The following is a 20469-nucleotide window of genomic DNA, read 5'->3' on the forward strand; positions in this document are numbered from 1 at the left end:
ATTTTGCCGTGAGAGAGATTGATGTATTCACTTGAAGACCTGCTGCACCTGATGAACCGCCTGCGCGACCCGCAATACGGTTGCCCGTGGGACATCAAGCAAACCTACGCCACCATCGTTCCACATACCCTGGAAGAAGCCTACGAAGTCGCCGACGCCATCGAGCGCGGCGATTTCGATCACTTGCAGGGTGAATTGGGCGACTTGTTGTTCCAGGTGGTTTATTACAGCCAACTGGCCCGGGAAGAAGGGCGCTTCGAGTTCGCTGGCGTGGTCGACAGCATCACGCGCAAGTTGATCCGCCGTCATCCTCACGTGTTCCCCACCGGTGATCTGTACGCGCCGCTGGACGTCCCGCGTCTGAATGAAGAGCAGGTCAAGCAACGTTGGGAAGAGATCAAGGCTGAAGAGCGCGCCGAGAAGTCTTCGGCGCCGCAGCAGTTGTCCTTGCTCGATGACGTACCCGCGGCGCTGCCGGCACTGTCCCGTTCGGCAAAACTGCAAAAGCGCGCGGGGCAGGTCGGTTTCGACTGGCCGGACGCCTTGCCGGTGCTCGACAAGGTTCGCGAAGAGCTCGATGAAGTGCTCGAAGCCATGGCCGACAATGACTCGGCAGCGATTGCCGATGAAGTCGGCGACCTGCTGTTTTCCGTGGTCAATCTGGCGCGACACCTCAAGGTCGATCCGGAAACCGCGCTGCGCGGCGCGAACTCAAAATTTGAAAGGCGCTTCCGATTTATCGAACAGGCATTGCGCGACACCCACCGTCCCATAGAAGATTGCACCCTCGAAGAGTTGGACGCCTTATGGGGCGAAGCCAAACGTCAGGAAAAGAATTTGCCCAGCTGCGGCTGAGCTGTTGCCTAAGTGAGTAAGCACCATGAGCCTTTCCCTTCGCGACCAGTTGCTCAAAGCAGGGCTGGTCAACCAAAAGCAGGCCAAACAGGTCGGCAAAGAAAAACAGAAACAACAACGTTTGGCCCACAAAGGCCAGATCGAACTCGATGACTCCCAGCAGCGTGCGGCTCAGGAAGCCATGGCCGAGAAGGTTAAGCGTGACCAGGAACTCAACCGTCAGCAGCAGGAGAAGGCCGAGCAGAAGGCTCGTGCCGCCCAGGTCAAGCAATTGATCGAAGTAACGCGCCTGCCGAAGCTGACCACCGAGGACTACTACAACTTCGTCGACGACAAGAAGGTCAAACGCATCTCCGTCAACACCCTGATGCGCAACAAGCTCAGCAACGGTTCGCTGGCGATCGTGCATCACGCCGGCGGTTACGAAGTAATCCCTCGTGAGGCGGCCCTGAAGATTCAGGAGCGCGATCCACAGCGCATCGTGCAGCTGAATGTGAAGACAGAAGAAGTCAGCGTCGAAGACGATCCGTATGCGGCCTATCAGATCCCTGATGATCTGATGTGGTAAGCCGTTAGAGACTGCAACAACGACAAACCCCGCTCATGGCGGGGTTTGTCGTTTTCAATGCGGTCATTATGCAGAACGCGCTTCGCGCTGCTCCTCCAGTGTTTCCAGTTCGGCCTTGTATTGGTGGGCTTCGGTCTCGGAGTGGAACATCCCGACCAGCAGGTCTTGTTGATGTACATCCCAGATGCGGATACCGGCGGCGATGCCTTCGTGGGACATGTGTGAATCGTCGCGTTCAGTTACTTTTACAGTCATCTGCTAGCTCCAATCTCTGTTATCTGCAGCAAGGCGTGTGCAGGGCTTTGTTATAAGTTTGGTTAGCGGGCTAAGTAAACGACTGAATTCGGTAACGGACTTTTGCAAAATCGGAGAAAGTCCTGGAGGCCGCGAAATGCGCGACATTCGATCGCAGGCCGTTGAGTTCCATGACAAATGTTTCATGTTCGCGAGGAAGAAAACTGCGGTTCGAGCCTGATGGATTGAACACCACAATCCTTATGGGCGCGGGCTTGCGCCTTAACTGGCTGCTTTATTCAGGCAAAAAAAACGCCCCGAACCAGTCGGGGCGTTTTTGTGTGCAGCGAAACGGCGAGGTATTACTTACCTGTCCAACGCTTCAGCACCAGCGTGGCGTTGGTGCCACCGAAGCCGAAGCTGTTGCTCATCACGGTGTCGATGGTGGCGTTTTCGCGAGTCTTGGTCAGGATTGGCATGTCTGCCACTTCCGGGTCCAGTTCGTCGATGTTGGCGGAACCGGCCATGAAGTTGCCTTCCATCATCAGCAGGCAGTAGATCGCTTCGTGAACACCAGCGGCGCCGAGGGAGTGACCCGACAGGCTCTTGGTGGAGCTGATGGCCGGGGCCTTGTCGCCGAACACTTCACGCACACCTTTCATTTCCATCACGTCGCCGACCGGAGTCGAAGTGCCGTGGGTGTTCAGGTAGTCGATCGGGGTATCAACGGTGGCCATGGCCATCTGCATGCAACGGATGGCGCCTTCACCGCTTGGGGCGACCATGTCGTAGCCGTCGGAGGTCGCGCCGTAGCCAACGATTTCCGCGTAGATCTTCGCGCCGCGGGCCAGAGCGTGTTCCAGCTCTTCGACCACGACCATGCCGCCACCGCCGGCGATGACGAAACCGTCACGCTTGGCGTCGTAGGCACGGGAAGCTTTTTCCGGGGTTTCGTTGTACTGGCTGGACAGGGCGCCCATGGCGTCGAACAGGAACGACTGGCTCCAGTGTTCTTCTTCACCGCCGCCGGCGAAGACGATGTCCTGTTTGCCCAACTGGATCTGCTCCACAGCGTTACCGATGCAGTGAGCACTGGTAGCGCACGCGGAGGAGATCGAGTAGTTCACGCCCTTGATCTTGAATGGCGTGGCCAGGCAGGCCGAAACGGTGCTGCCCATGGTCCGCGTGACGCGGTACGGGCCTACGCGTTTGACGCCTTTCTCGCGCAGGATGTCCAGCGCTTCCATCTGGTTCAAGGTCGACGCGCCACCGGAGCCGGCGATCAGGCCGGTACGCACGTTGGAAACCTGCTCTTCGGTCAGACCGGAGTCTGCGATGGCATCTTTCATGGCCAGGTAGGCGTAAGCCGCCGCGTGGCCGACGAAGCGATAAATCTTGCGATCGATCAGTTCTTCGAGGGGAAGGTCAATGGAGCCGGAAACCTGGCTACGCAGACCCATTTCGGCATATTCCGGGTTGAACCGGATGCCAGGGCGGCTTGCACGCAGGTTAGCGGAGACGGTCTCTTTGTCATTGCCCAGGCACGAAACGATGCCCAGACCAGTGATAACGACGCGGCGCATGCGGATAACCCTTAGAAGTTGTCAGTGGAGGTGAAAACGCCGACCCGAAGGCCTTCGGCGGTATAGATTTCGCGGCCGTCGACGGTCACGGAACCATCGGCGATGGCCAGGTTCAGCTTGCCTTTGAGGACGCGCTTGATATGAATGTTATAGGTGACTTTCTTGGCGGTCGGCAGTACCTGGCCAAAGAATTTCACTTCGCCCGAACCCAGGGCGCGACCACGGCCCGGCAGACCTTGCCAGCCGAGGAAGAAACCGACCAGTTGCCACATGGCGTCGAGGCCCAGGCAGCCCGGCATCACCGGATCACCTTCGAAATGGCAGGCGAAGAACCACAGGTCCGGAGTGATATCCAGCTCGGCGACCAATTCACCTTTGCCGTACTTGCCACCTTCTTCGCTGATCAGGGTGATGCGATCGACCATCAGCATGTTGGGGGCGGGCAGTTGCGCGTTACCTGGGCCGAACAGCTCACCGCGACTGCAGCGCAGCAGGTCTTCCCGAGTAAAGGCGTTTTGTTTGGTCATGCGAGCTCCTCAATAGTCCCATGCGGCAGGGTGGGGCGAATCTTCCCGGCCGATCGAAGCGTTCATGCCTCGAGTCAGCAGCCTACTCATAGACTATTGCGTTGTGGTGAAAGTCACAGCACCAAGGACATGAATGTACACTTGTGCACTGAAATTATTATTCAAGCCCCTTTTCGGGCCTGTTCGGGTGCCTAAGACTGCCGCACTTTCGTCGTTCACGCCAGTCGCAGATAGCCGAAAGGCCTGCACTACTGCACCCATCGCTGCAGAATTTGCTGCAGATCAGTGCGTTTAAAGGGCTTGGCCAGGTAATCGTTCATTCCCGCCGACAGACAGGCTTCGCGGTCGCCCTGCAAGGCGTTGGCCGTCAGGGCGATGATCGGCAAGTCAGCGCAGCCGGGCAGTTGACGGATCTGTCGGGTAGCCTCATAGCCATCGACGACCGGCAGTCGGCAGTCCATCAGAATCGCTTCGAAAATCAGGCTCTCGGCACTGCGCACCGCTTGTGCACCGTCGGTGGCGACGCTGACAGTAAAGCCCAGACTGCGCAACATTGCTTCGACGACGGTGCGGTTGACCGGATTGTCCTCCACCAGCAGCACATTGCGACCTTCGCCGTGACCATTGCCGGTGTGTACTCGCGGCGTCAGCACTGGCAACGACTGTTCGTAGATCGCCAGGGGGATTTCCAGGGTGAACACCGAGCCAACGCCTTCTTCGCTCTGAGCGCGCAAGGTGCCGCCCATTCGTTCTGCCAGGGTGCGGGCAATCGGCAGCCCCAGCCCGGTGCCACCGTAACGTCTTGAAATGGAGCTGTCGGCCTGCTGGAACGCGTTGAACATCAATTCCAGGCTGTCGGCCGGGATGCCGATCCCGCTGTCGCGCACGGTGCAGGTGAACCACAGCAGTTCGTGGTCCAGGGATTGCCACTGCGGTTCGATCGTGACGCGACCCCGTTCGGTGAACTTCAGCGCATTGCCGACCAGATTGACCAGGATCTGCCGGATCCGCGTCGGATCGCCCTGAACCTGCAGCGCACGCATGTCTTCGGGGATCCGCAGTTGCAGGTCAAGCCCGCGTTGCACCGCGCTGTGCTGGAACGACTGAGCGCAACTGCCGATCAGGTCCGCGAGGTTGAACGCAATGTGCTCCAGCTCCAGTTCCGAGCGCTCGATGCGCGAGAAATCCAGAATGTCGTTGATGACTTTGAGCAGGTGTTCAGTGGATTCCGAGGCCAGCGCGGCGTACTCGATCTGCTCCTCGGTCATTTCGGTGGTTTCCAACAGTTGCAGCATCCCCAGCACGCCATTCATCGGCGTGCGCAGTTCATGGCTCATCATCGCCAGGAAATCGGATTTGGCGTTGTTGGCCTTTTCCGCTTCCTCGCGGGTCTGGATCAGTTGCGCCATGGCCTGATGCTGTTCGCGGCTGGCTTGTTCAAGGCCTTGGGCAAGGTTGTTGATGTGTTGCGACAGGGCGCCCAGTTCGGTGTCGTCGACAATCGGCAGGGGCGTTTTGTAGTCGCCTTCCTGGATCGCCTTGACCGCATTGCCGATGTCGTGGATCGGTTGCGACAGGCTGCCGGCCAGGCGCCGAGCCAGCAGAAAGGTAAACAACAGGGCAAACAAGGCCAGGATCCCGGCCTTGAACAGGATTTCTTGTTGGCGCTGATTGAAGGCGTCGTTGGACAGACCGACGATCACCCGGCCCAGATAATCCTCACCTGGCGCTGTGGGGACGGTACGGCTGTTCTGGAAAAAATCGTTGTTGAGCGCGATGCGTTGCAGCCGCACCGGTGCCTGGAACACTTCGACCTGGTGCGCGCGGTTGTGGGTTTGCGACGGTTGTTCGACGTACACCAGAATCCGGTTGGCGCTGTCCTGTACTTCCAGAAAGCGCACATTGGGCGTGGCCAGAGTGGCTTTGAGCAAGCTTTCGAGCACCTCGTTGTTGCCCGAAATCACTCCGTATTCAGTGGCTGGCGCCAGTTGGTTGGCGATCAGCTGACCGGTGTGGTTGAGCTCCTGGCGCAGGTCCTGGATTCGCACGAAGGTGAAGAAGCTGATCAGCAGCAACGTCAGCAGCAGCGCCGGGCCGAGGCTGATGATCTGGGTGCGGGTATTGATGTCCCAACCGCGACGGAAGGTCATGGGCGGTGTTCTCCTTCGGCCAGCCTTGTTGCGACAGAGGCTTCGTCCATCGGTTCAATACTTAATGAACGAGCCACTTGCGGGTTGCTCAAGACCTTGAAGTGCTGCGGATAAAGGGTGCGCGGCCAGGTGTTTGAGGGGCGGTCGAGCAGTTCGTCGAGAATCTTCAGCCAATCGCTCTGGTCGCTGTAGGTGCTGGCGAGGCTGCCGGCCCTGACGAAGGCGGCGTTGGGACCGATCAGCGCCAGTTGCCGGGCATAGCTGCTGAGCAGCAGGTTTTTCACGGTTTTCGGGTTATACAGATCAGGGTCGTCCAGGCCCAGCAGCACGTCACTGTTTTTCAGCAACGCCTGCAAGGGGCGGCTGTCATTGGTGTTGTCCCAACGCTCGGTGACCACTTCAAGGCCCAGGGGCAGGGCGGCCTGATGCAGTTCCTTCAACAGGAACTCACTGTGGCCGTCGAAAAGCACACCGACCCGTCGGACCTCAGGCAGAAGGAGTCGGGTCAGGCGCAATTGTCGATCCAGTGGCGGATCACTCCAGAGCAGGCTCAGATGCGGGGGCAGGTCATTGCCCAGGCGTTGTCGGGCTTGCAGGCGGCTGATGCGCAGCACCAGCGTCGCCGGCCCCTGGGCGTCTTGCAGGCGCCACTCGAGGCTTGGCAGGTCGAGCAGAATCAAACGGGTGCCAGCGGGCAGTTGGCCGGGCGCCGGAAGGCTGGCGACAGGCTGGAAACGCACGCTGTCGGTGGGGCGCAACTCGCTCAGGGCCTGGACGAAAGATTGCACGCCGGGGCTGTCTTCGGCGCCGGTCAGCAAAATATCGGCGGCCCGTGCCGGCAGGCAGCACAGCAGTCCGGCAAACACCAGGCACAACCCGGCCAGCAGGCGGCCAAGGATTGGCGTCTTCCGTGACCGGCGATGCTGCATCTTAAAACTCCAGCTCCGCGCTGAAGTAGAGCACCCGGCGCTCGTCGTAGTTGTTGTCGACGAAAGTGGTGGGCTGATTGTCGAGGCGTTGCTGGAGGATCCCGGCCAGCTCCAGATTGGCCTTGCCCAGGCCAATGCGTTTGGCGATGCGGGTATCGACCCGTTCGAAGCGGTAACCGTTGAGGGCGTCGGCGCCATAGTAGAAGAGCGCGCTGTTCCAGCCGTGGCCCCAGTTACGCAGCCAACCGGCGGAGCCGCTGTTGCGCGCCGTCTGTTGTGCATCCAACGGATTGCTCGCCTCGGCATCGACGTAGGCATAGGTCAGGCGCAGACGGTCAGCGCTGCTGACGCGCCAGTCCAGCTGGGTTTCAGTCCCGGAGTATCTGGAGCTGTTCGAGTTGCTGGCAATGTACTGATTGTTGCGCAGCGGTTCGCTGATCATGCCGTTGATTTCGTCGTAGAACAGCTTTACATCGACCGTCAGCCCCCACTCTGCGAAGTAGCCGTTGTAGCCCAGCTCCCGGGAGCGCATGCGTTCCTGTTCGAGGTCGCCCGGGCCACGGGTCCTGACGAAATAGCGGGCGCTGGTCTGGCCGTAGGCACTTGGCTGCAGGTTGGTCACCTGGTAGCTCCAGTTGACGTTGTTCTCGAACATGTCTGGTGAGCGGATGGCTTCCGAATACACCGCGCGCAAACCGTGACGCGGGTTGATCAGGTAATTGACCGCCACCCGTGGGGTCAGCGAGCTACCGGTCAACTGCGTGTCTTCGAACATCGCACCGCCTTGCAGCAACCAGTGCTCGGTGGCGCGCCACTCGAGTTGGCCGAACGCTCGCCAGGTGGTGTCGTCGAGCGTGCCATTGAAGTAGGTCTCGGAATCTGCCCGGTCGTAACGATAGTTCATGCCGCTGACCAGCCGCAGACTGTCGGACAGGCTGAGCGTGTCTTGCAGTTCGAGGTCGTAGCGTGATTCCCGGGCGCTCTGGTCAATGTCGCCGCAGAGGGTTTGCCGGGCGCCGTTTTGCCATTGCCTCAGTACCTGATTGCCCAGCGCACGTTCAGCCGCAGTCCCTGCCGGTGCGCCGGAACCGGTGTAGCGCTCCATGTTGCGCGCCAGGCGTTCGGCGTAGTTCGGATTGAGTTGCCAGAGTTCGGTCAGTTCCGGGCTGAACGAGACCTCGGCATCGCAGGCACGCCAGGTCTGCTGACGATCCCAGTGCTGCGCCGAGCCTTGAATATAAAGGCTGTGATCGGGATTGATGTCCAGGTTCCAGCGCAGCGAGCCGGCGTAGTCCTTGGCGATGACGTCGGAATTATTCCCGGCGGCGGTAATCCCTGAGAATACCGGGCGGTAGGTATACGGCCGCTGGTTGGTCCCGTCCTTGGCATTCAGTTGCCAATCGACGCTCTGGTTTTCGTTGAGCGTCTGGCTGACGGCAAGGCTGAAGCGGTTCAAGCGGCGGCTGTCGCGGTAATCGGCGCCGGTGCGGTTCGAGTCGAAGCCATCATCTTGCTGGCCGGACAGCGACAGACGCAAGTCGCCGCTGCCCCAGCCCTTGCCCTGGCTGGCGTAGAAGTCGTTGATACCGCGCTGGCCACGGGTGACTTTCAGCCGCGTGCCGTGGCTGTCGGCCGGCTTGCGGGTGATGATATTGACCACTGCCATCAGCGCGTTGGCGCCGTAGCTGACGGTGTTCGGGCCACGAAAAACCTCGATGCGCTCGATGTCTTCCATGGCCACCGGAATATCGCTCCAGTCCACCGTGGCCAGGCCTGCGCGGTACACCGAGCGGCCGTCGATCAGCACTTGCATGCGCCGGGCTTCACTGGCGTTGGTGCCGTGGTAGTTCACCGCCGCCTGATTGCCGCTGATATTGCCGACCATCATCCCCGGCACCAGCCGCAGCAACTCGCTGATGTCCCGCGCGCCACTGGCGGTGATCAGTTCGCTGTCGATCACCGTCATGCTGCCCGGCACCGCGGCCGGCGACTGTTTCAAGCGCGTTGCCGTCAGCACTTGCGGCAACGGATCGTTGTCGAGGAACAGGTCGTCGGCCAGCAATGGCGAGCTGAACATCAGCGCCAGAACCAGCGGCGAGCGAGAGGAGGGAGAGCCAAAAGACACGGCACAGCCTTGATAGCGATTAGTTGGCGCGCATGTTAACCGAGCACAACGACTTTTCCAGTCACGTTGCGGGCATTTTCCTCGGTTTTGTTGGTCTTCTTCCTACAAGTGCCGGTATTTGATGCAGGGGCTGGCCGCCACTGGGCCGCTCCGTATAATGCCGGCATCGCCACTGGTATGGATTAACGGATTGCATATGACTGAACAGCGCCCAATTGCGGTCCTGGGAGGCGGAAGTTTTGGTACCGCCGTGGCTAATCTGCTGGCCGAGAACGGGCATCAGGTCCGACTGTGGATGCGTGACCCCGAGCAGGCGGAGGCCATTCGGGTCGATCGCGAGAACCCGCGTTACCTCAAAGGCATCAAGATTCTTGCGGCGGTGGAGGCGGTCACGGACCTGCAAGCCACCCTGGAGGCCTGTGACCTGTGCTTCGTCGCGCTGCCGTCCAGCGCGCTGCGTTCGGTGCTGGCACCCCACGCCCAGCTTTTGAGCGGAAAGCTGCTGGTGAGCCTGACCAAAGGCATCGAAGCCCACACGTTCAAGCTGATGAGCCAAATCCTTGAAGACATCGCCCCGCAAGCGCGCATTGGCGTGCTGTCCGGGCCGAACCTGGCCCGTGAAGTGGCCGAACACGCGCTGACCGCCACGGTGGTCGCCAGCGAAGACGAAGAGCTTTGCCAGCGGGTCCAGGCTGCGTTGCATGGCCGCACCTTTCGCGTGTACGCCAGCGCCGACCGCTTTGGCGTGGAGCTGGGCGGGGCGCTGAAAAACGTCTACGCAATCATCGCCGGCATGGCGGTGGCATTGGGGATGGGTGAAAACACCAAGAGCATGCTGATCACCCGGGCACTGGCGGAAATGACCCGGTTCGCGGTGAACCAGGGCGCGAATCCGATGACTTTCCTGGGCCTGGCGGGCGTCGGCGATTTGATCGTCACCTGCTCGTCGCCGAAAAGCCGCAATTATCAGGTCGGGTTTGCCCTCGGCCAGGGCTTGAGCCTGGAGGACGCGGTGACGCGTCTGGGCGAAGTCGCCGAAGGCGTGAACACCCTCAAGGTGCTCAAGGCCAAGGCGCAGGAAGTAGGTGTGTATATGCCGCTGGTCGCCGGATTGCACGCGATTCTGTTCGAAGGGCGCACGCTTGATCAGGTGATTGGGTTGTTGATGCGTGGTGAACCGAAAACCGACGTGGACTTTATTTCCACCAGTGGTTTCAACTGAGCACTTAACCGAGACGAGCAGGGAGCGAGACAGACATGAACGATCCAAAAGTAGAAGCCAAGTACGAATCCATCCTGCTGCGGGTGCTGTGGATGATTGTCTATGTGCTGGTCTGGCAAGTGGCGCAATTGATCCTCGGCGCAGTGGTGCTGGTGCAGCTGATCTATCGTTTGATATATGGCGCGCCGAGCGCCAGCCTGATGAATTTCGGCGACAGCCTGAGCCAGTTTCTGGCACAGATCGGTCGTTTCGGCAGCTTTCACAGCGACCAGAAGCCCTGGCCGTTCGCCGACTGGCCAGCGCCGCGTACACCGGAAGGTGAAGCCCCGCACGTTGTGGCGCCGGCGCCGCATCCGGCCCGAGATGAGGAACCGAAATTATGAAACTCTGGGTATTGCGTCATGGTGAAGCCGAACCTCACGGTACTCGCCCGGACTCCGAGCGGGCACTGACCGCCCACGGTCGTGAAGAGGTGTTGCGTGCCGCAGCCGAATTGATCGGCCAGCCGCTCACTGCCATTTATGCCAGCCCTTATCATCGAGCGCAGGAGACGGCAGAAATTGTGCGTACGGCGCTGAATTTCGCGCCGGAGATTCGCACGGTCGACTGGCTCAAGCCCGACAATTATCCGCAAGCGGTGGCGGAGCAGTTGGTGTCCGTGGATCACGCGCTGCTGGTCAGCCATAACCCGCTGGTCGGCAATCTGCTGGGCTATTTGCAGCATGGTCATGTGCAGGACCCGGAGAAAGTCGGCACAGCCGGGCTGGCGGAGCTCGAGGGCGACGAACTGCTGGTCGGGGCGATGAAGCTCAACGGCATCAAACACCCGTAGACCCTGAAGAAACCGGGCTAATGTGGGAGCGGCTGTGGCTAGGGGCTCACCGAAGATGGCTTCCTGCGCACCGGTGACCAGGGCGAGGAAGATGCCGAAGGCAACCTGCGCCTGACCGGGCGCCTGAAGGAAATCTTCAAAACCAGCAAAGGCAAGTACGTCGCCCCGGTACCGATCGAGAATCGTCTGGCGGTGCACTCGCGGATCGAACAAGTGTGTGTGGTCGGCGATGGCCTGAGCGCACCGCTGGGGTTGTGCGTGTTGTCGACGGTCGGTCAGCGGGACGCCAGCGCAGCGACGAGGGCGGGCCTGCATTCAAGCCTGGAAAAGCTGTTGGAGGAGGTTAACGGCGCCCTTGATAAGCATGAGCGCTTGCACCGACTGGTGGTAGTCAAGGACAGTTGGGTGGTGGAGAACGGCTTCCTGACGCCGACCCTGAAGATCAAGCGCAACATGATCGAAGCCGCTTACGGCGCGCGGTTCGAAGAATGGAGCGAGCGTAGCGAAGCGGTGCTGTGGCAGGATTGAGCGACGAACAACACCCACAAAGGAACGCAACGATGAGTCTGTGGCGCACCATTCCCAACGTCGAGCGGTTGAACGCAATTCAGAAAAATACCATCGGCGAAGTGCTGGATATTCGCTTCGAAGCCTTCGATGACGAGTCCCTGACCGCGAGCATGGTCATCGACCATCGCACTCACCAGCCTTATGGCTTGTTGCATGGTGGTGCTTCGGTGGTGCTGGCCGAAACCGTCGGCTCGATGGCCAGTTATCTGTGCATCGACGCCAGCAAGTTTTATTGCGTAGGCCTGGAAATCAACGCCAACCATTTGCGCGGGCTGCGCAGTGGGCGAGTGACGGCAGTGGCCAAGGCGATTCACATTGGTCGCACCACCCATGTCTGGGATATCCGTTTGAGCAGCGATGAGGGCAAGGCCAGTTGCGTATCGCGGCTGACCATGGCGGTTGTTCCGTTGGGGGAACAACCGCCGTCTCGTTGATAGCGATACAGCCGCTGCGTTCACATGTGTGTCATCTGATGGGGCAGATTGGATCGTGAATAGCTGCGCTGCCTGCGCGTCGTCTCGCTGGTGACGTAGAAAATTTCGGTGGCTGCCGGGTCATCGGCCGCATTGCTTGAGACCGGCACGTTCTCTCGGGTGATACCGGCGCCGACCGTGTTCATTTCCAGATCCCAGGACGTTTGCCCCAGTTCTGCACTCAAGCCGGGTGTCGCGGTGGTCACGAAGGTCGATCGCAAGTCGCCGATGGCATTGCCGACCGCCCGCGTCATCGCAGCTTGAGTGTTTGCGTCCAATGCGCTGTATCCAGGAATCTGTGCGACGGCCAGATTGGCTAACTGTCCCAGGGAGGAAAAGAAATGCCGGCTGCTGAATCCGACGATGGCTTTGTTCGGGTCGAATGTCGGCCCACTGCCTTTGGACGGCTTGGTTGGCGTTCCACGCAATCCCCTCACGGCAGAGGCACCGGCCGCACCGACTGCCGTCGCAGTAGCACCGACCAGGGTCGACTGTAGGGCTTTACCCACGCTTTCATTCCCGAACAGCGTCGCGCCACCATACCCCACTGTTGCTCCGGCGGTGCCCACGGCGCCCATACTGGCCAGTCCGGTTACGAAGTCTGCACGGCCGACAGAGGGATTGCTCGGGCCGGCATTTGCAAAGTATTGGGATGACAGTTCGCGAAACACCGTCCCGAAAGCTCCGCCGATCTGAGCGGCAGCAGCTGTATTGCCTTTTGGATTGAGGGTTCCGAGCAAGGAAGGCGCAGCCCCCAGAGCTGCACCAAGGGCAGCGCCGCCGACTTTCGCCATGAGAGGCCCCCAGCTGGAGGGGTCGTCGACGGAAACTCCGGATTGAGCCCAGTTAGCGCTCGCATACCCGCTGATGCCGCCTGAAATCGCGCCCGCTGTGGCGCCGGCAGCAGTCACTGCCACGTTCATGGGCGACATAAGCGTGGTCATTGCATATTGCACGGTGGCGGCGATCAAGGCGCTTGTAAGTTCTCGGGCCGCCGTCGCACCGGCCGCCATGGCGGTGTCGAGCCCAGCCAGGCCCTGAACATCGACAAACCTGACCGGATTGCCGTGCACCATGGCAAACAGATTCCAGCCATCGGCAGTGCATGCCGGGTCGGGGTTGAGCCAGCGCCCCCACCAGTGGGCGTAGTAACGTTGTCCGTAGTAATACAGTCCGGTGGCATCACGTTCCTGGCCTGAGTATCGCCGGGTCTTATAGCTGGCCTGTACTTTGTCCGGGCCGGCCCACCATGAAGTGCCACCGTAGGGGTAGTACATTTCCTCGCTGATCAGTTCGGCGTGTTGACCGAGTTCCAATGTACTGGAGCCCAAATGATTGCTCAGGCTGTAACGATACTGATCGGCGTTGCCACTGCCTGGCTCCCAATGCAGAACCTGTACCGCGCAGCGTCCGGCCTGGGCCGAAATGACATGTAGAACTTCTTCGGGAGATGTACGGATTTCCAGCCCTGGCAAATAGCGCACTTCATGCGTTCGCGTTGATGAACCGCCTTGAGTGACGCGAATTTTGCGCTTGCGCTGACCAGACTCGTCGTAAAGGTAGATTTCGCTGTCATTGGGTGCGTTCTCGCGCACCACTTGATCGACCTGCCGCAGACGGTTGTTCAGGCTCCAGGTCAGATCCTGGCCCGCCATCAACTCCCTTTTGTTGCCGTTGGCATCGAATCCGGCGGTGATTTCACTCTCGTCGGGCAGCCCGCCGTCAGCCTTTTGCGCCAGTCCCCGATTGCTGTATTTCGAAATCGCCGTCTGCTGTGTCCAGTTGTGGCTGGCAGCGTTGTGAGCCAGTGTCGTGAGGTTGCCGGCACAATCGTAGGTATAGGTCTGGCGGTAATTTTCCAGCTGCCCCGGGTCGGGAGGGGAAACAAAGACCGGCTCCTGAGGGCCGTTCTGGCTATTGACCCGCTGCCAGCCGTTTGCCTCTATCAGTTGATACAAACTGTTGTAGGTGAAAGTGTTGGTCGGTTCGATCTTCTGGTTGCGAAAAAACGGGTGCGCTGAGCCGCATCTTTGATGCTGAGGATATTGCCGGAGCGATTTGTCTTGCGATTGCCCGGCGAGCTTCAAGCGAACCTGACCGAGTTGGCCGGCGATGTTCAGATCTGAATACTGGACGTTGCCTTGTGCATCTTCCTGGCTGACCATGAGCCCCAGAGCATTGTAGAGGGTGCGGGTGGTCGCGCCGCTGCCGGGCTCGCTCAACCGGTTTCTTTCGGCTTCATCAATGGGCCAGTCCGGTTCGCCCAGCTCTTTGAGAAAATGTCGAGTCTGCGAGCTGACTCCGCCCGTCAGCGCGAAGTCAGTGAAGTGCACAGTGCCGGCGCTGTCGTCATGGCGGATCAATTGGCCGCATTGATTGCGCGAGGCAGATTCCGGAGTGTTGCCCCCATAGGTGTAAACCGAGCGGTTTCTTGCGGATGTGCCGTGAGCCTGTTCGACGGTTTTGACCGGGCGCAGCAACAGGTCGTATTCGGTTCGAACCTGAGTGAGCAGACTGTCCCAGCCGATGAGGTTTTGACCGGCCACACCGGTCAGGGTCAGCCGGCTTCCCGCATCCACGCTGTCGCTGTAGAGGGGTGTACCCGTGAGGCTGAAAATTGTCGTCAGGTTTGGCCGGGCGTCTGGTTCGGCCTCAAGCAGCTTGAACAGACGAGGGTCGCGGCTGATCGTCGGGCGACCTGCGGCATTATAGGATTGACGGTAAATCCGAGGCTCTGCTGTCTTGCCGGGCGTGTCACGGTAGTAGGACACAGTGGCGACGTTGAGCCCTCGAGGATCTTTCACGGAGACTGTCGGGTTTTTTGTGTGCATGGGAGCAGTCTCCTGAAAGAGCTTCGAATCGGGCATAGTTATTCGTAGTTGCTCCTGAAGTATCAACTGTCAGAAATGACAGGTAAGTGAGGTGTTCGACGAATGCCAGGATTGTTTTTCATCGACGAAACGACGCTGTCATCATTCCTGTCAGTTACGGTCATTGCTGTAGGGCACGGTCTTACGGACAATCACCCTCTGTTTTTTGCACATGGATCGCCGGTATGTCGCAACAGGTGTTTTTCGCTCACGCCAACGGTTTCCCTTCGGCCACGTACGGCAAGTTGTTTGCCGCGCTGGCGCCGGAGTACCAAGTGGCGCATTTGGAGCAGCACGCCCATGACCCGCGTTTTCCGGCGGACGACAACTGGAACAATCTGGTGGATGAGCTGATTCATCACCTCAAGCAGCAACCCGGGCCGGTCTGGGGCGTTGGCCACTCCTTCGGCGGCGTGCTGCACCTGCATGCCGCGTTGCGTTGCCCAGAGCTGTATCGCGGCGTGGTCATGCTCGATTCGCCGGTGCTGACCCGCGCCGATCAATGGGTGATCCGTGCCGCCAAACGCTTCGGTTTCATCGATCGCCTGACCCCGGCCGGTCGTACCCTGGGACGGCGGGAAGAGTTCGCCGATCTGGAGGCGGCCCGCCTGTATTTCGCTGGTAAAACCCTGTTTCGCGGCTTCGATCCGGAATGCTTCGAGGCCTATCTTCAACATGGTTTGCAAAAGGTCGGCGACAAGCTGCGTCTGCGGTTCGACCCGGCCACGGAAATCAGCATCTACCGCGGCGTGCCCCATACCAGCCCCGGCAGTGCGCGGCAGCTGAAAGTGCCTCTGGCGGTGGTTCGCGGGCACAAGAGCCGCGTGGTGATGCGCCATCACGCCCGTTCTGTCGGGCGCATGCCTCTGGGCGAGTCCTTGACCCTGCCCGGCGGCCACATGTTTCCTCTCGAACGTCCACAGGACACGGCCATGCTGCTGAAGAATCTGTTCAGTCGCTGGGAAGGTCGCCGCCAACAGGAGTGCGCATGAGCAGCGTCGTTGAAGAAGTTCGCCTGAGCCTGCCGCATATCGAGTTGGCGGCGCACCTGTTCGGGCCCGAGGACGGCTTGCCGGTGATCGCCTTGCACGGCTGGCTGGACAACGCCAACAGCTTTGCCCGGCTGGCGCCGAAGCTCAAGGGCTTGCGCATCGTCGCGCTGGACATGGCCGGGCACGGTCATTCGGGGCATCGGCCGAACGGCGCCGGTTATGCGCTGTGGGACTACGCCCACGACGTGTTGCAAGTGGCCGAGCAGTTGGGATGGCCGCGTTTTGCGCTGCTGGGGCATTCCCTGGGGGCGATCGTCTCGCTGGTGCTGGCCGGGTCGTTGCCGGAGCGGGTGACTCACTTGGCGTTGATCGACGGCATCATTCCTCCTACAGACAAAGGCGAAAATGCCGCCGAGCGCATGGGCATGGCCCTGCAAGCGCAGCTGGATCTGCGGGAAAAGCGCAAACCGGTCTACAACACCCTCGACCGGGCCATCGAAGCGCGCATGAAAGGCTTGGTGGCGGTCAGTCGCGAAGCCGCCGAATTGCTGGCTCAGCGCGGCTTGATGCCGGTGCCGGGCGGTTACACCTGGCGCACCGACAACCGCCTGACCCTTCCATCGCCGTTACGTCTGACCACTGAACAGGCGATGGCTTTCGTCCAGCGCGTCAGTTGTCCTGCACAGCTGGTGGTCGCGGCTGACGGCATGCTCGCCAAACATCCCGAGTTGCTGGAGCGTCTACCCTTTAGCCGTGAACAGTTGCCTGGCGGCCATCATTTGCACCTGAATGACGAACCCGGTGCCGACCTTGTCGCAGACTGTTTCAATCGGTTCTTCGCCGTTCCTTGACTTGCGCCGGGCAACTGTCGAGGCTGGGCGGGTTGAAATGGGAGACAACCATGATAGATCTGTACACCGCAGCGACCCCGAATGGCCACAAGGTCTCTATCGTGCTCGAGGAACTCGGCCTGCCCTACACGGTGCATGCCTTGAGTTTCGACAAAAAGGAACAGAAGTCCGAGGACTTCCTCAAGATCAATCCCAATGGCCGGATTCCGGCGATTGTCGACCGCGCCCATGGCGATTTCGCTGTGTTCGAATCCGGCGCAATTCTGATTTACCTCGCCGAGATGACCGGCAAACTGCTGCCCCAGGACCCGAAAGGGCGCTCGGTAGTGTTGCAGTGGCTGATGTTCCAGATGGGCGGCATCGGCCCGATGCAGGGCCAGGCCAACGTGTTTTTCCGCTATTTCCCGGAAAAACTCCAGGGTGCCATCGACCGTTATCAACATGAAACCCGGCGCTTGTATGAAGTGCTCGACACGCGTCTGCAAGCCGTGGAGTTTCTGGCGGGAGAGTACAGCATTGCCGACATCGCGACCTTTCCGTGGGTCCGTGGCCACGACTGGTCCGGTGTCTCGGTGGACGGCTTGCCGGCCTTGCAACGCTGGATAGCCACCCTGGAGGCGCGCCCTGCGGTGCAGCGTGGTTTGCTGGTGCCCGAGCGCATCGATGATGCCAGCATCATCAAAGGTGCCCAGGCCATGTTGATCCGATGAGCCTATCCATGCGTTCACTCACTCTGCTGGCACTATGCACTTTCAGTCCCTGGTTATTGGCCGCTGATATCCCGGGCAGTCAGGATCTGCCGATCGTGCCGCGCATGACCGATGCACAGATCGTCGACTATCGCCCGACGGTTGAGCTCGAGCGGATTTACCCGCTGGGTTCGATCCGCAAGATCAGCGGTCAGTTGCGCTTCGACGGCCAGGTCACCGCTCGGGGGCAAACCACCTCGGTCACCTACGAATTGCCACCGGAGCATGCCTCCACCGAGGCCTTCACCGCCGCCCGCGAAGCCTTGCAGAAGCAGGGCGCCGAACTGTTGTTCTGGTGCCAGGCCCGGGATTGTGGCGAAAGCAGCCTGTGGGCCAATGAAGTCTTCGGCAACGCCAAGCTGTATGGCGCCGATAATGAACAGGCTTATTTGCTGCTGCGTCTGGCGGCCCCTCAAGACAACACACTGGTGGCGCTTTACAGCATCACTCGCGGTAATCGCAGGGCCTATCTGCACGTCGAGCAGTTCGACGCCGCCGCGCCGCTGGGTAATTTGTTGCCGACGTCCGCCACGTTGCTGCGCCAGCTCAAAAGCACCGGGAAACTCGATTTCCCCAAACTCGGCGGTGACCCTGACGACACCTGGCTGCGTTTGATTTCCCGGGGCCTGAACCTGGACGCCACGTTGCGGGTCGGCGTTTCGGGGCCCAATGCCGAAGCCTGGCGCCAGGCGCTGATCGGCCAGGGCGTGCGCACGGCGCGGATGGAAACCGGCAGCGTCGAAGGCTCTGGCCTGCACTTCGAATTGTTGCGATAAGCTCATTCGGCGAACGCGTTCTGCGTGTTCGCCTACGCTTTGCTGACTGACTTTTTCGGCTGACTTTTTTCAGGATCTTACATGCTCAATAATGATCGGCTGTTGGTGCAGATCCTGCTCCTGGTGCTGTTTGGCGCGAGTTTATGGGTGATGGCGCCATTCTGGTCGGCGCTGTTCTGGGGCGCGGTGCTGGCGTTTGCCAGTTGGCCGCTGATGCGTCTGTTGACCCGTTGGCTCAATGGTCGTGAATCCCTGGCGGCGCTATTGCTGACGCTCGGCTGGATGATATTGGTGGCGGCACCGCTGGTATGGCTGGGGTTCAATCTGGCGGATCACGTGCGCGATGCCACGGCGTTCATCAAGGATGTGCAAGTCGATGGTCTGCCTGAAGCACCGGTCTGGCTGGGCGGTATTCCCTTGGTCGGCGAGCGGTTGGTGGGGATCTGGAACAGCATCGATCAGCAAGGCGCGGCGATGATGCTGGCGATCAAGCCTTATCTGGGGCAGGTCGGTAACTGGTTGCTGGCGCGCAGTGCGCAGATTGGCGGCGGGATTCTAGAGCTGACGCTGAGTATTGTTTTCGTGTTCTTTTTCTACCGGGACGGGCCGCGTCTGGCGGTGTTTGTCCATGGGTTGCTGGAGCGGCTGATTGGTGAGCGCGCCGGGTATTACATCGACCTGGTGGCGGGCACGGTGCAGCGGGTGGTCAATGGGGTGATCGGTACAGCGGCGGCTCAGGCGGTGCTGGCGTTGATCGGCTTCCTGATTGCCGGCGTGCCTGGGGCGTTGGTGCTGGGGATTGTGACGTTTTTGCTGAGCCTGATTCCGATGGGACCGCCGCTGGTGTGGATTCCGGCCACGGCCTGGTTGGCCTGGAAGGGCGAGTACGGCATGGCGGTGTTCCTCGGGATTTGGGGGACATTCATTATCAGCGGGGTCGACAACGTGCTTAAGCCGTACCTGATCAGTCGGGGCGGGAATTTGCCGTTGGTGATTGTGTTGCTCGGGGTGTTTGGCGGGTTGATTGCGTTTGGGTTTATCGGGTTGTTCATTGGTCCGACGTTGCTGGCCGTGGCTTACAGCCTGCTGACCGATTGGAGCAAGAGCCAGGCTCGGGTTGAAGATCGCCGGCCCTGAGGTTTTTTGTTGGGGCTTGCGGCCTCTTCGCGGGCAAGCCCGCACACACTGGTTTTGTGTTGATCACTAACAGTGTGATCAACGTCGATCAACCGTGGGAGCGAGCCTGCTCGCGAAACGGACGACACGGTCTGTCAGACTGAACGCCTGACTCAGGTCGCGACGTTCAGGTGTTTGCCCACGGTCGCCACGTTGTCGAGCGAGTACTGCTTGCTCAGGTTGGCGATCATTTTGTTCAGGGCTTCGGTCACGTTGAACGGGTCGGTGGAACTGTCGGTGCTTTGCTCACGGCCGGCTTGCAAGGCGGCTTTCAGTTCATCGCTGCTGACGCCACCGCTGCTGTCGCTATCGAGCGCTTTGAGCAGCGCGGCGCTGGTGTCGGTGCTGGTCGATGAGGTGCTGTCGCTGGCCAGGGCGCTACTCAGTTCCGTGGCCGTGACACTGCCATCGCTGTCGGCATCGAGTTGGCTGAACAGTTCTTCGCTGGACACCTGTTGAGGTGGCGGCGGAGGAGGGGTCAGACTGGCGGCGAGTTCGTCCTGGCTGACGGTACCGTCTTCGTTCTTGTCCAGGGCCGAGAAGATTTCCGCGCTGTCGGCTGTACTGCCGGCGTTGGTCAGACCGCTGCTCAGTTCATCGCTGCTGATGGCGCCGTCACCGTCTGAGTCCAGGGCGCTGATCAGCGCATCGGCCAGTTCGGTGTTCGGTGCCTGATCGCCCGACGGCGGTGGTGGAGGGGCCATCGCGGCCATTTCCTCGCTGCTCAGGCTGCCGCTTTCGTCGCTGTCCAGGTCACTGAAGTTCTTGCTCAGGGTGACCAGCAGACCGTCGTCGGATTTCTGTGACAGGGCGCTCTTGAGCTCGTCCTGGTCCACCGCGCCGTTACTGTTGCTGTCGAGTTTGGCGAGCAGTTCTTTCTGAAATTGCTGGCTGCGGGCGCTGTTGGTGGAGGTGGTGCTGCTGGTACTGGTATAGCTCGTGTAGTTGCTGACACTACCGATCATTGTGCTCACTCCTTGGAATGGG

General features: G+C 60.3%; 19 protein-coding genes and 1 pseudogene. 12 read left to right on the forward strand and 8 right to left on the reverse strand.

Annotated features, from left to right (window positions below):
- Nucleotides 1-21 precede the first annotated feature (21 nt).
- Nucleotides 22-855 carry a nucleoside triphosphate pyrophosphohydrolase gene (gene mazG / locus QMK51_RS07760; protein WP_258699548.1) on the forward strand — a complete coding sequence of 278 codons (834 nt, stop codon included), beginning with the start codon at nt 22-24 and terminating at the stop codon, nt 853-855.
- Between the two features lie 25 nt (nt 856-880).
- Entirely contained in the window at nt 881-1423 is a 543-nt protein-coding gene (locus QMK51_RS07765) for a DUF2058 domain-containing protein (RefSeq protein WP_258699549.1), read from the forward strand.
- Nucleotides 1424-1489: 66 nt separating this feature from the next.
- On the opposite strand, the gene QMK51_RS07770 is transcribed toward QMK51_RS07765, so the two are convergent.
- From QMK51_RS07770 to QMK51_RS07795, 6 genes are all read right to left on the reverse strand, one after another.
- Nucleotides 1490-1678 carry a hypothetical protein gene (locus tag QMK51_RS07770; RefSeq protein ID WP_320393644.1) on the reverse strand — a complete coding sequence of 63 codons (189 nt, stop codon included), beginning with the start codon at nt 1676-1678 and terminating at the stop codon, nt 1490-1492.
- Between the two features lie 341 nt (nt 1679-2019).
- The gene (gene fabB / locus QMK51_RS07775) at nt 2020-3240 is read right to left on the reverse strand and encodes a beta-ketoacyl-ACP synthase I (RefSeq protein ID WP_320393645.1); all 1221 of its coding nucleotides are present in this window, start codon (nt 3238-3240) and stop codon (nt 2020-2022) included.
- A gap of 11 nt (nt 3241-3251) precedes the next feature.
- On the reverse strand, nt 3252-3767 hold the full coding sequence (gene fabA, locus QMK51_RS07780; protein ID WP_003179264.1) for a 3-hydroxyacyl-[acyl-carrier-protein] dehydratase FabA: 516 nt from the start codon (nt 3765-3767) through the stop codon (nt 3252-3254).
- A gap of 248 nt (nt 3768-4015) precedes the next feature.
- Nucleotides 4016-5917 carry an ATP-binding protein gene (locus QMK51_RS07785; protein WP_258699551.1) on the reverse strand — a complete coding sequence of 634 codons (1902 nt, stop codon included), beginning with the start codon at nt 5915-5917 and terminating at the stop codon, nt 4016-4018.
- Nucleotides 5914-6846, reverse strand: a complete 933-nt coding sequence (locus tag QMK51_RS07790; RefSeq protein WP_320393646.1) for an ABC transporter substrate-binding protein — start codon at nt 6844-6846, stop codon at nt 5914-5916. Before QMK51_RS07790 ends, QMK51_RS07785 begins: the two co-directional genes overlap by 4 nt.
- A 1-nt stretch (nt 6847) precedes the next feature.
- The gene (locus QMK51_RS07795; RefSeq protein ID WP_320393647.1) at nt 6848-8971 is read right to left on the reverse strand and encodes a TonB-dependent receptor plug domain-containing protein; all 2124 of its coding nucleotides are present in this window, start codon (nt 8969-8971) and stop codon (nt 6848-6850) included.
- Nucleotides 8972-9167: 196 nt separating this feature from the next.
- Here QMK51_RS07795 and QMK51_RS07800 point away from each other — a divergent pair, with 196 nt between their 5' ends.
- From QMK51_RS07800 to QMK51_RS07820, 5 genes and pseudogenes are all read left to right on the forward strand, one after another.
- On the forward strand, nt 9168-10193 hold the full coding sequence (locus QMK51_RS07800; RefSeq protein WP_258699554.1) for an NAD(P)H-dependent glycerol-3-phosphate dehydrogenase: 1026 nt from the start codon (nt 9168-9170) through the stop codon (nt 10191-10193).
- A 35-nt stretch (nt 10194-10228) separates the two neighbouring features.
- Complete coding sequence (locus tag QMK51_RS07805) at nt 10229-10576, forward strand: DUF4389 domain-containing protein (protein ID WP_305422748.1); 348 nt, start codon at nt 10229-10231, stop codon at nt 10574-10576.
- On the forward strand, nt 10573-11025 hold the full coding sequence (gene sixA, locus QMK51_RS07810; protein WP_320393648.1) for a phosphohistidine phosphatase SixA: 453 nt from the start codon (nt 10573-10575) through the stop codon (nt 11023-11025). The genes QMK51_RS07805 and sixA overlap by 4 nt, the downstream gene beginning before the upstream one ends.
- 45 nt (nt 11026-11070) lie before the next feature.
- Nucleotides 11071-11553: pseudogene (locus tag QMK51_RS07815) on the forward strand (AMP-binding protein); the annotation flags it as partial.
- A 32-nt stretch (nt 11554-11585) separates the two neighbouring features.
- A complete protein-coding gene (locus QMK51_RS07820; protein WP_320393649.1) occupies nt 11586-12029 on the forward strand; it encodes a hotdog fold thioesterase in 444 nt (147 codons plus the stop codon).
- Between the two features lie 20 nt (nt 12030-12049).
- Here the strand turns inward: QMK51_RS07820 and QMK51_RS07825 are convergent, their stop codons facing one another.
- The gene (locus tag QMK51_RS07825; RefSeq protein WP_320393650.1) at nt 12050-14935 is read right to left on the reverse strand and encodes an RHS repeat-associated core domain-containing protein; all 2886 of its coding nucleotides are present in this window, start codon (nt 14933-14935) and stop codon (nt 12050-12052) included.
- A gap of 188 nt (nt 14936-15123) precedes the next feature.
- On the opposite strand from QMK51_RS07825, the gene QMK51_RS07830 reads away from it, so the two are divergent.
- The 5 genes from QMK51_RS07830 (at nt 15124) to QMK51_RS07850 (ending at nt 19443) form a co-directional block, all read left to right on the forward strand.
- On the forward strand, nt 15124-15930 hold the full coding sequence (locus tag QMK51_RS07830) for an alpha/beta fold hydrolase (RefSeq protein WP_258699559.1): 807 nt from the start codon (nt 15124-15126) through the stop codon (nt 15928-15930).
- Nucleotides 15927-16781: an alpha/beta hydrolase gene (locus tag QMK51_RS07835; protein ID WP_320393651.1), complete on the forward strand. Its 855-nt coding sequence runs from the start codon at nt 15927-15929 to the stop codon at nt 16779-16781. The genes QMK51_RS07830 and QMK51_RS07835 overlap by 4 nt, the downstream gene beginning before the upstream one ends.
- A gap of 50 nt (nt 16782-16831) precedes the next feature.
- Complete coding sequence (locus QMK51_RS07840; RefSeq protein WP_320393652.1) at nt 16832-17491, forward strand: glutathione S-transferase family protein; 660 nt, start codon at nt 16832-16834, stop codon at nt 17489-17491.
- A gap of 8 nt (nt 17492-17499) precedes the next feature.
- Nucleotides 17500-18306, forward strand: a complete 807-nt coding sequence (locus tag QMK51_RS07845) for a DUF4892 domain-containing protein (RefSeq protein WP_320393653.1) — start codon at nt 17500-17502, stop codon at nt 18304-18306.
- An 81-nt stretch (nt 18307-18387) separates the two neighbouring features.
- Nucleotides 18388-19443, forward strand: a complete 1056-nt coding sequence (locus tag QMK51_RS07850; RefSeq protein WP_320393654.1) for an AI-2E family transporter — start codon at nt 18388-18390, stop codon at nt 19441-19443.
- Nucleotides 19444-19595: 152 nt separating this feature from the next.
- Here QMK51_RS07850 and xopAW read toward each other — a convergent pair whose 3' ends face one another.
- Nucleotides 19596-20447 carry a XopAW family type III secretion system calcium-binding effector gene (xopAW, locus tag QMK51_RS07855; protein ID WP_320393655.1) on the reverse strand — a complete coding sequence of 284 codons (852 nt, stop codon included), beginning with the start codon at nt 20445-20447 and terminating at the stop codon, nt 19596-19598.
- Nucleotides 20448-20469: the final 22 nt, after the last annotated feature.

This window comes from Pseudomonas sp. P9_31 (assembly GCF_034008235.1).
In the GTDB taxonomy this organism is placed as follows: domain Bacteria; phylum Pseudomonadota; class Gammaproteobacteria; order Pseudomonadales; family Pseudomonadaceae; genus Aquipseudomonas.

Excerpts from the sequence above, each read along its gene's own strand:
- mazG (WP_258699548.1), top strand. The coding sequence starts at position 22 with ATGTATTCACTTGAAGACCTGCTGCACCTGATGAACCGCCTGCGCGAC.
- QMK51_RS07765 (WP_258699549.1), top strand. The coding sequence starts at position 881 with ATGAGCCTTTCCCTTCGCGACCAGTTGCTCAAAGCAGGGCTGGTCAAC.
- QMK51_RS07770 (WP_320393644.1), bottom strand. The coding sequence starts at position 1,678 with ATGACTGTAAAAGTAACTGAACGCGACGATTCACACATGTCCCACGAA.
- fabB (WP_320393645.1), bottom strand. The coding sequence starts at position 3,240 with ATGCGCCGCGTCGTTATCACTGGTCTGGGCATCGTTTCGTGCCTGGGC.
- fabA (WP_003179264.1), bottom strand. The coding sequence starts at position 3,767 with ATGACCAAACAAAACGCCTTTACTCGGGAAGACCTGCTGCGCTGCAGT.
- QMK51_RS07785 (WP_258699551.1), bottom strand. The coding sequence starts at position 5,917 with ATGACCTTCCGTCGCGGTTGGGACATCAATACCCGCACCCAGATCATC.
- QMK51_RS07790 (WP_320393646.1), bottom strand. The coding sequence starts at position 6,846 with ATGCAGCATCGCCGGTCACGGAAGACGCCAATCCTTGGCCGCCTGCTG.
- QMK51_RS07800 (WP_258699554.1), top strand. The coding sequence starts at position 9,168 with ATGACTGAACAGCGCCCAATTGCGGTCCTGGGAGGCGGAAGTTTTGGT.
- QMK51_RS07805 (WP_305422748.1), top strand. The coding sequence starts at position 10,229 with ATGAACGATCCAAAAGTAGAAGCCAAGTACGAATCCATCCTGCTGCGG.
- sixA (WP_320393648.1), top strand. The coding sequence starts at position 10,573 with ATGAAACTCTGGGTATTGCGTCATGGTGAAGCCGAACCTCACGGTACT.
- QMK51_RS07820 (WP_320393649.1), top strand. The coding sequence starts at position 11,586 with ATGAGTCTGTGGCGCACCATTCCCAACGTCGAGCGGTTGAACGCAATT.
- QMK51_RS07825 (WP_320393650.1), bottom strand. The coding sequence starts at position 14,935 with ATGCCCGATTCGAAGCTCTTTCAGGAGACTGCTCCCATGCACACAAAA.
- QMK51_RS07830 (WP_258699559.1), top strand. The coding sequence starts at position 15,124 with ATGTCGCAACAGGTGTTTTTCGCTCACGCCAACGGTTTCCCTTCGGCC.
- QMK51_RS07835 (WP_320393651.1), top strand. The coding sequence starts at position 15,927 with ATGAGCAGCGTCGTTGAAGAAGTTCGCCTGAGCCTGCCGCATATCGAG.
- QMK51_RS07840 (WP_320393652.1), top strand. The coding sequence starts at position 16,832 with ATGATAGATCTGTACACCGCAGCGACCCCGAATGGCCACAAGGTCTCT.
- QMK51_RS07845 (WP_320393653.1), top strand. The coding sequence starts at position 17,500 with ATGCGTTCACTCACTCTGCTGGCACTATGCACTTTCAGTCCCTGGTTA.
- QMK51_RS07850 (WP_320393654.1), top strand. The coding sequence starts at position 18,388 with ATGCTCAATAATGATCGGCTGTTGGTGCAGATCCTGCTCCTGGTGCTG.
- xopAW (WP_320393655.1), bottom strand. The coding sequence starts at position 20,447 with ATGATCGGTAGTGTCAGCAACTACACGAGCTATACCAGTACCAGCAGC.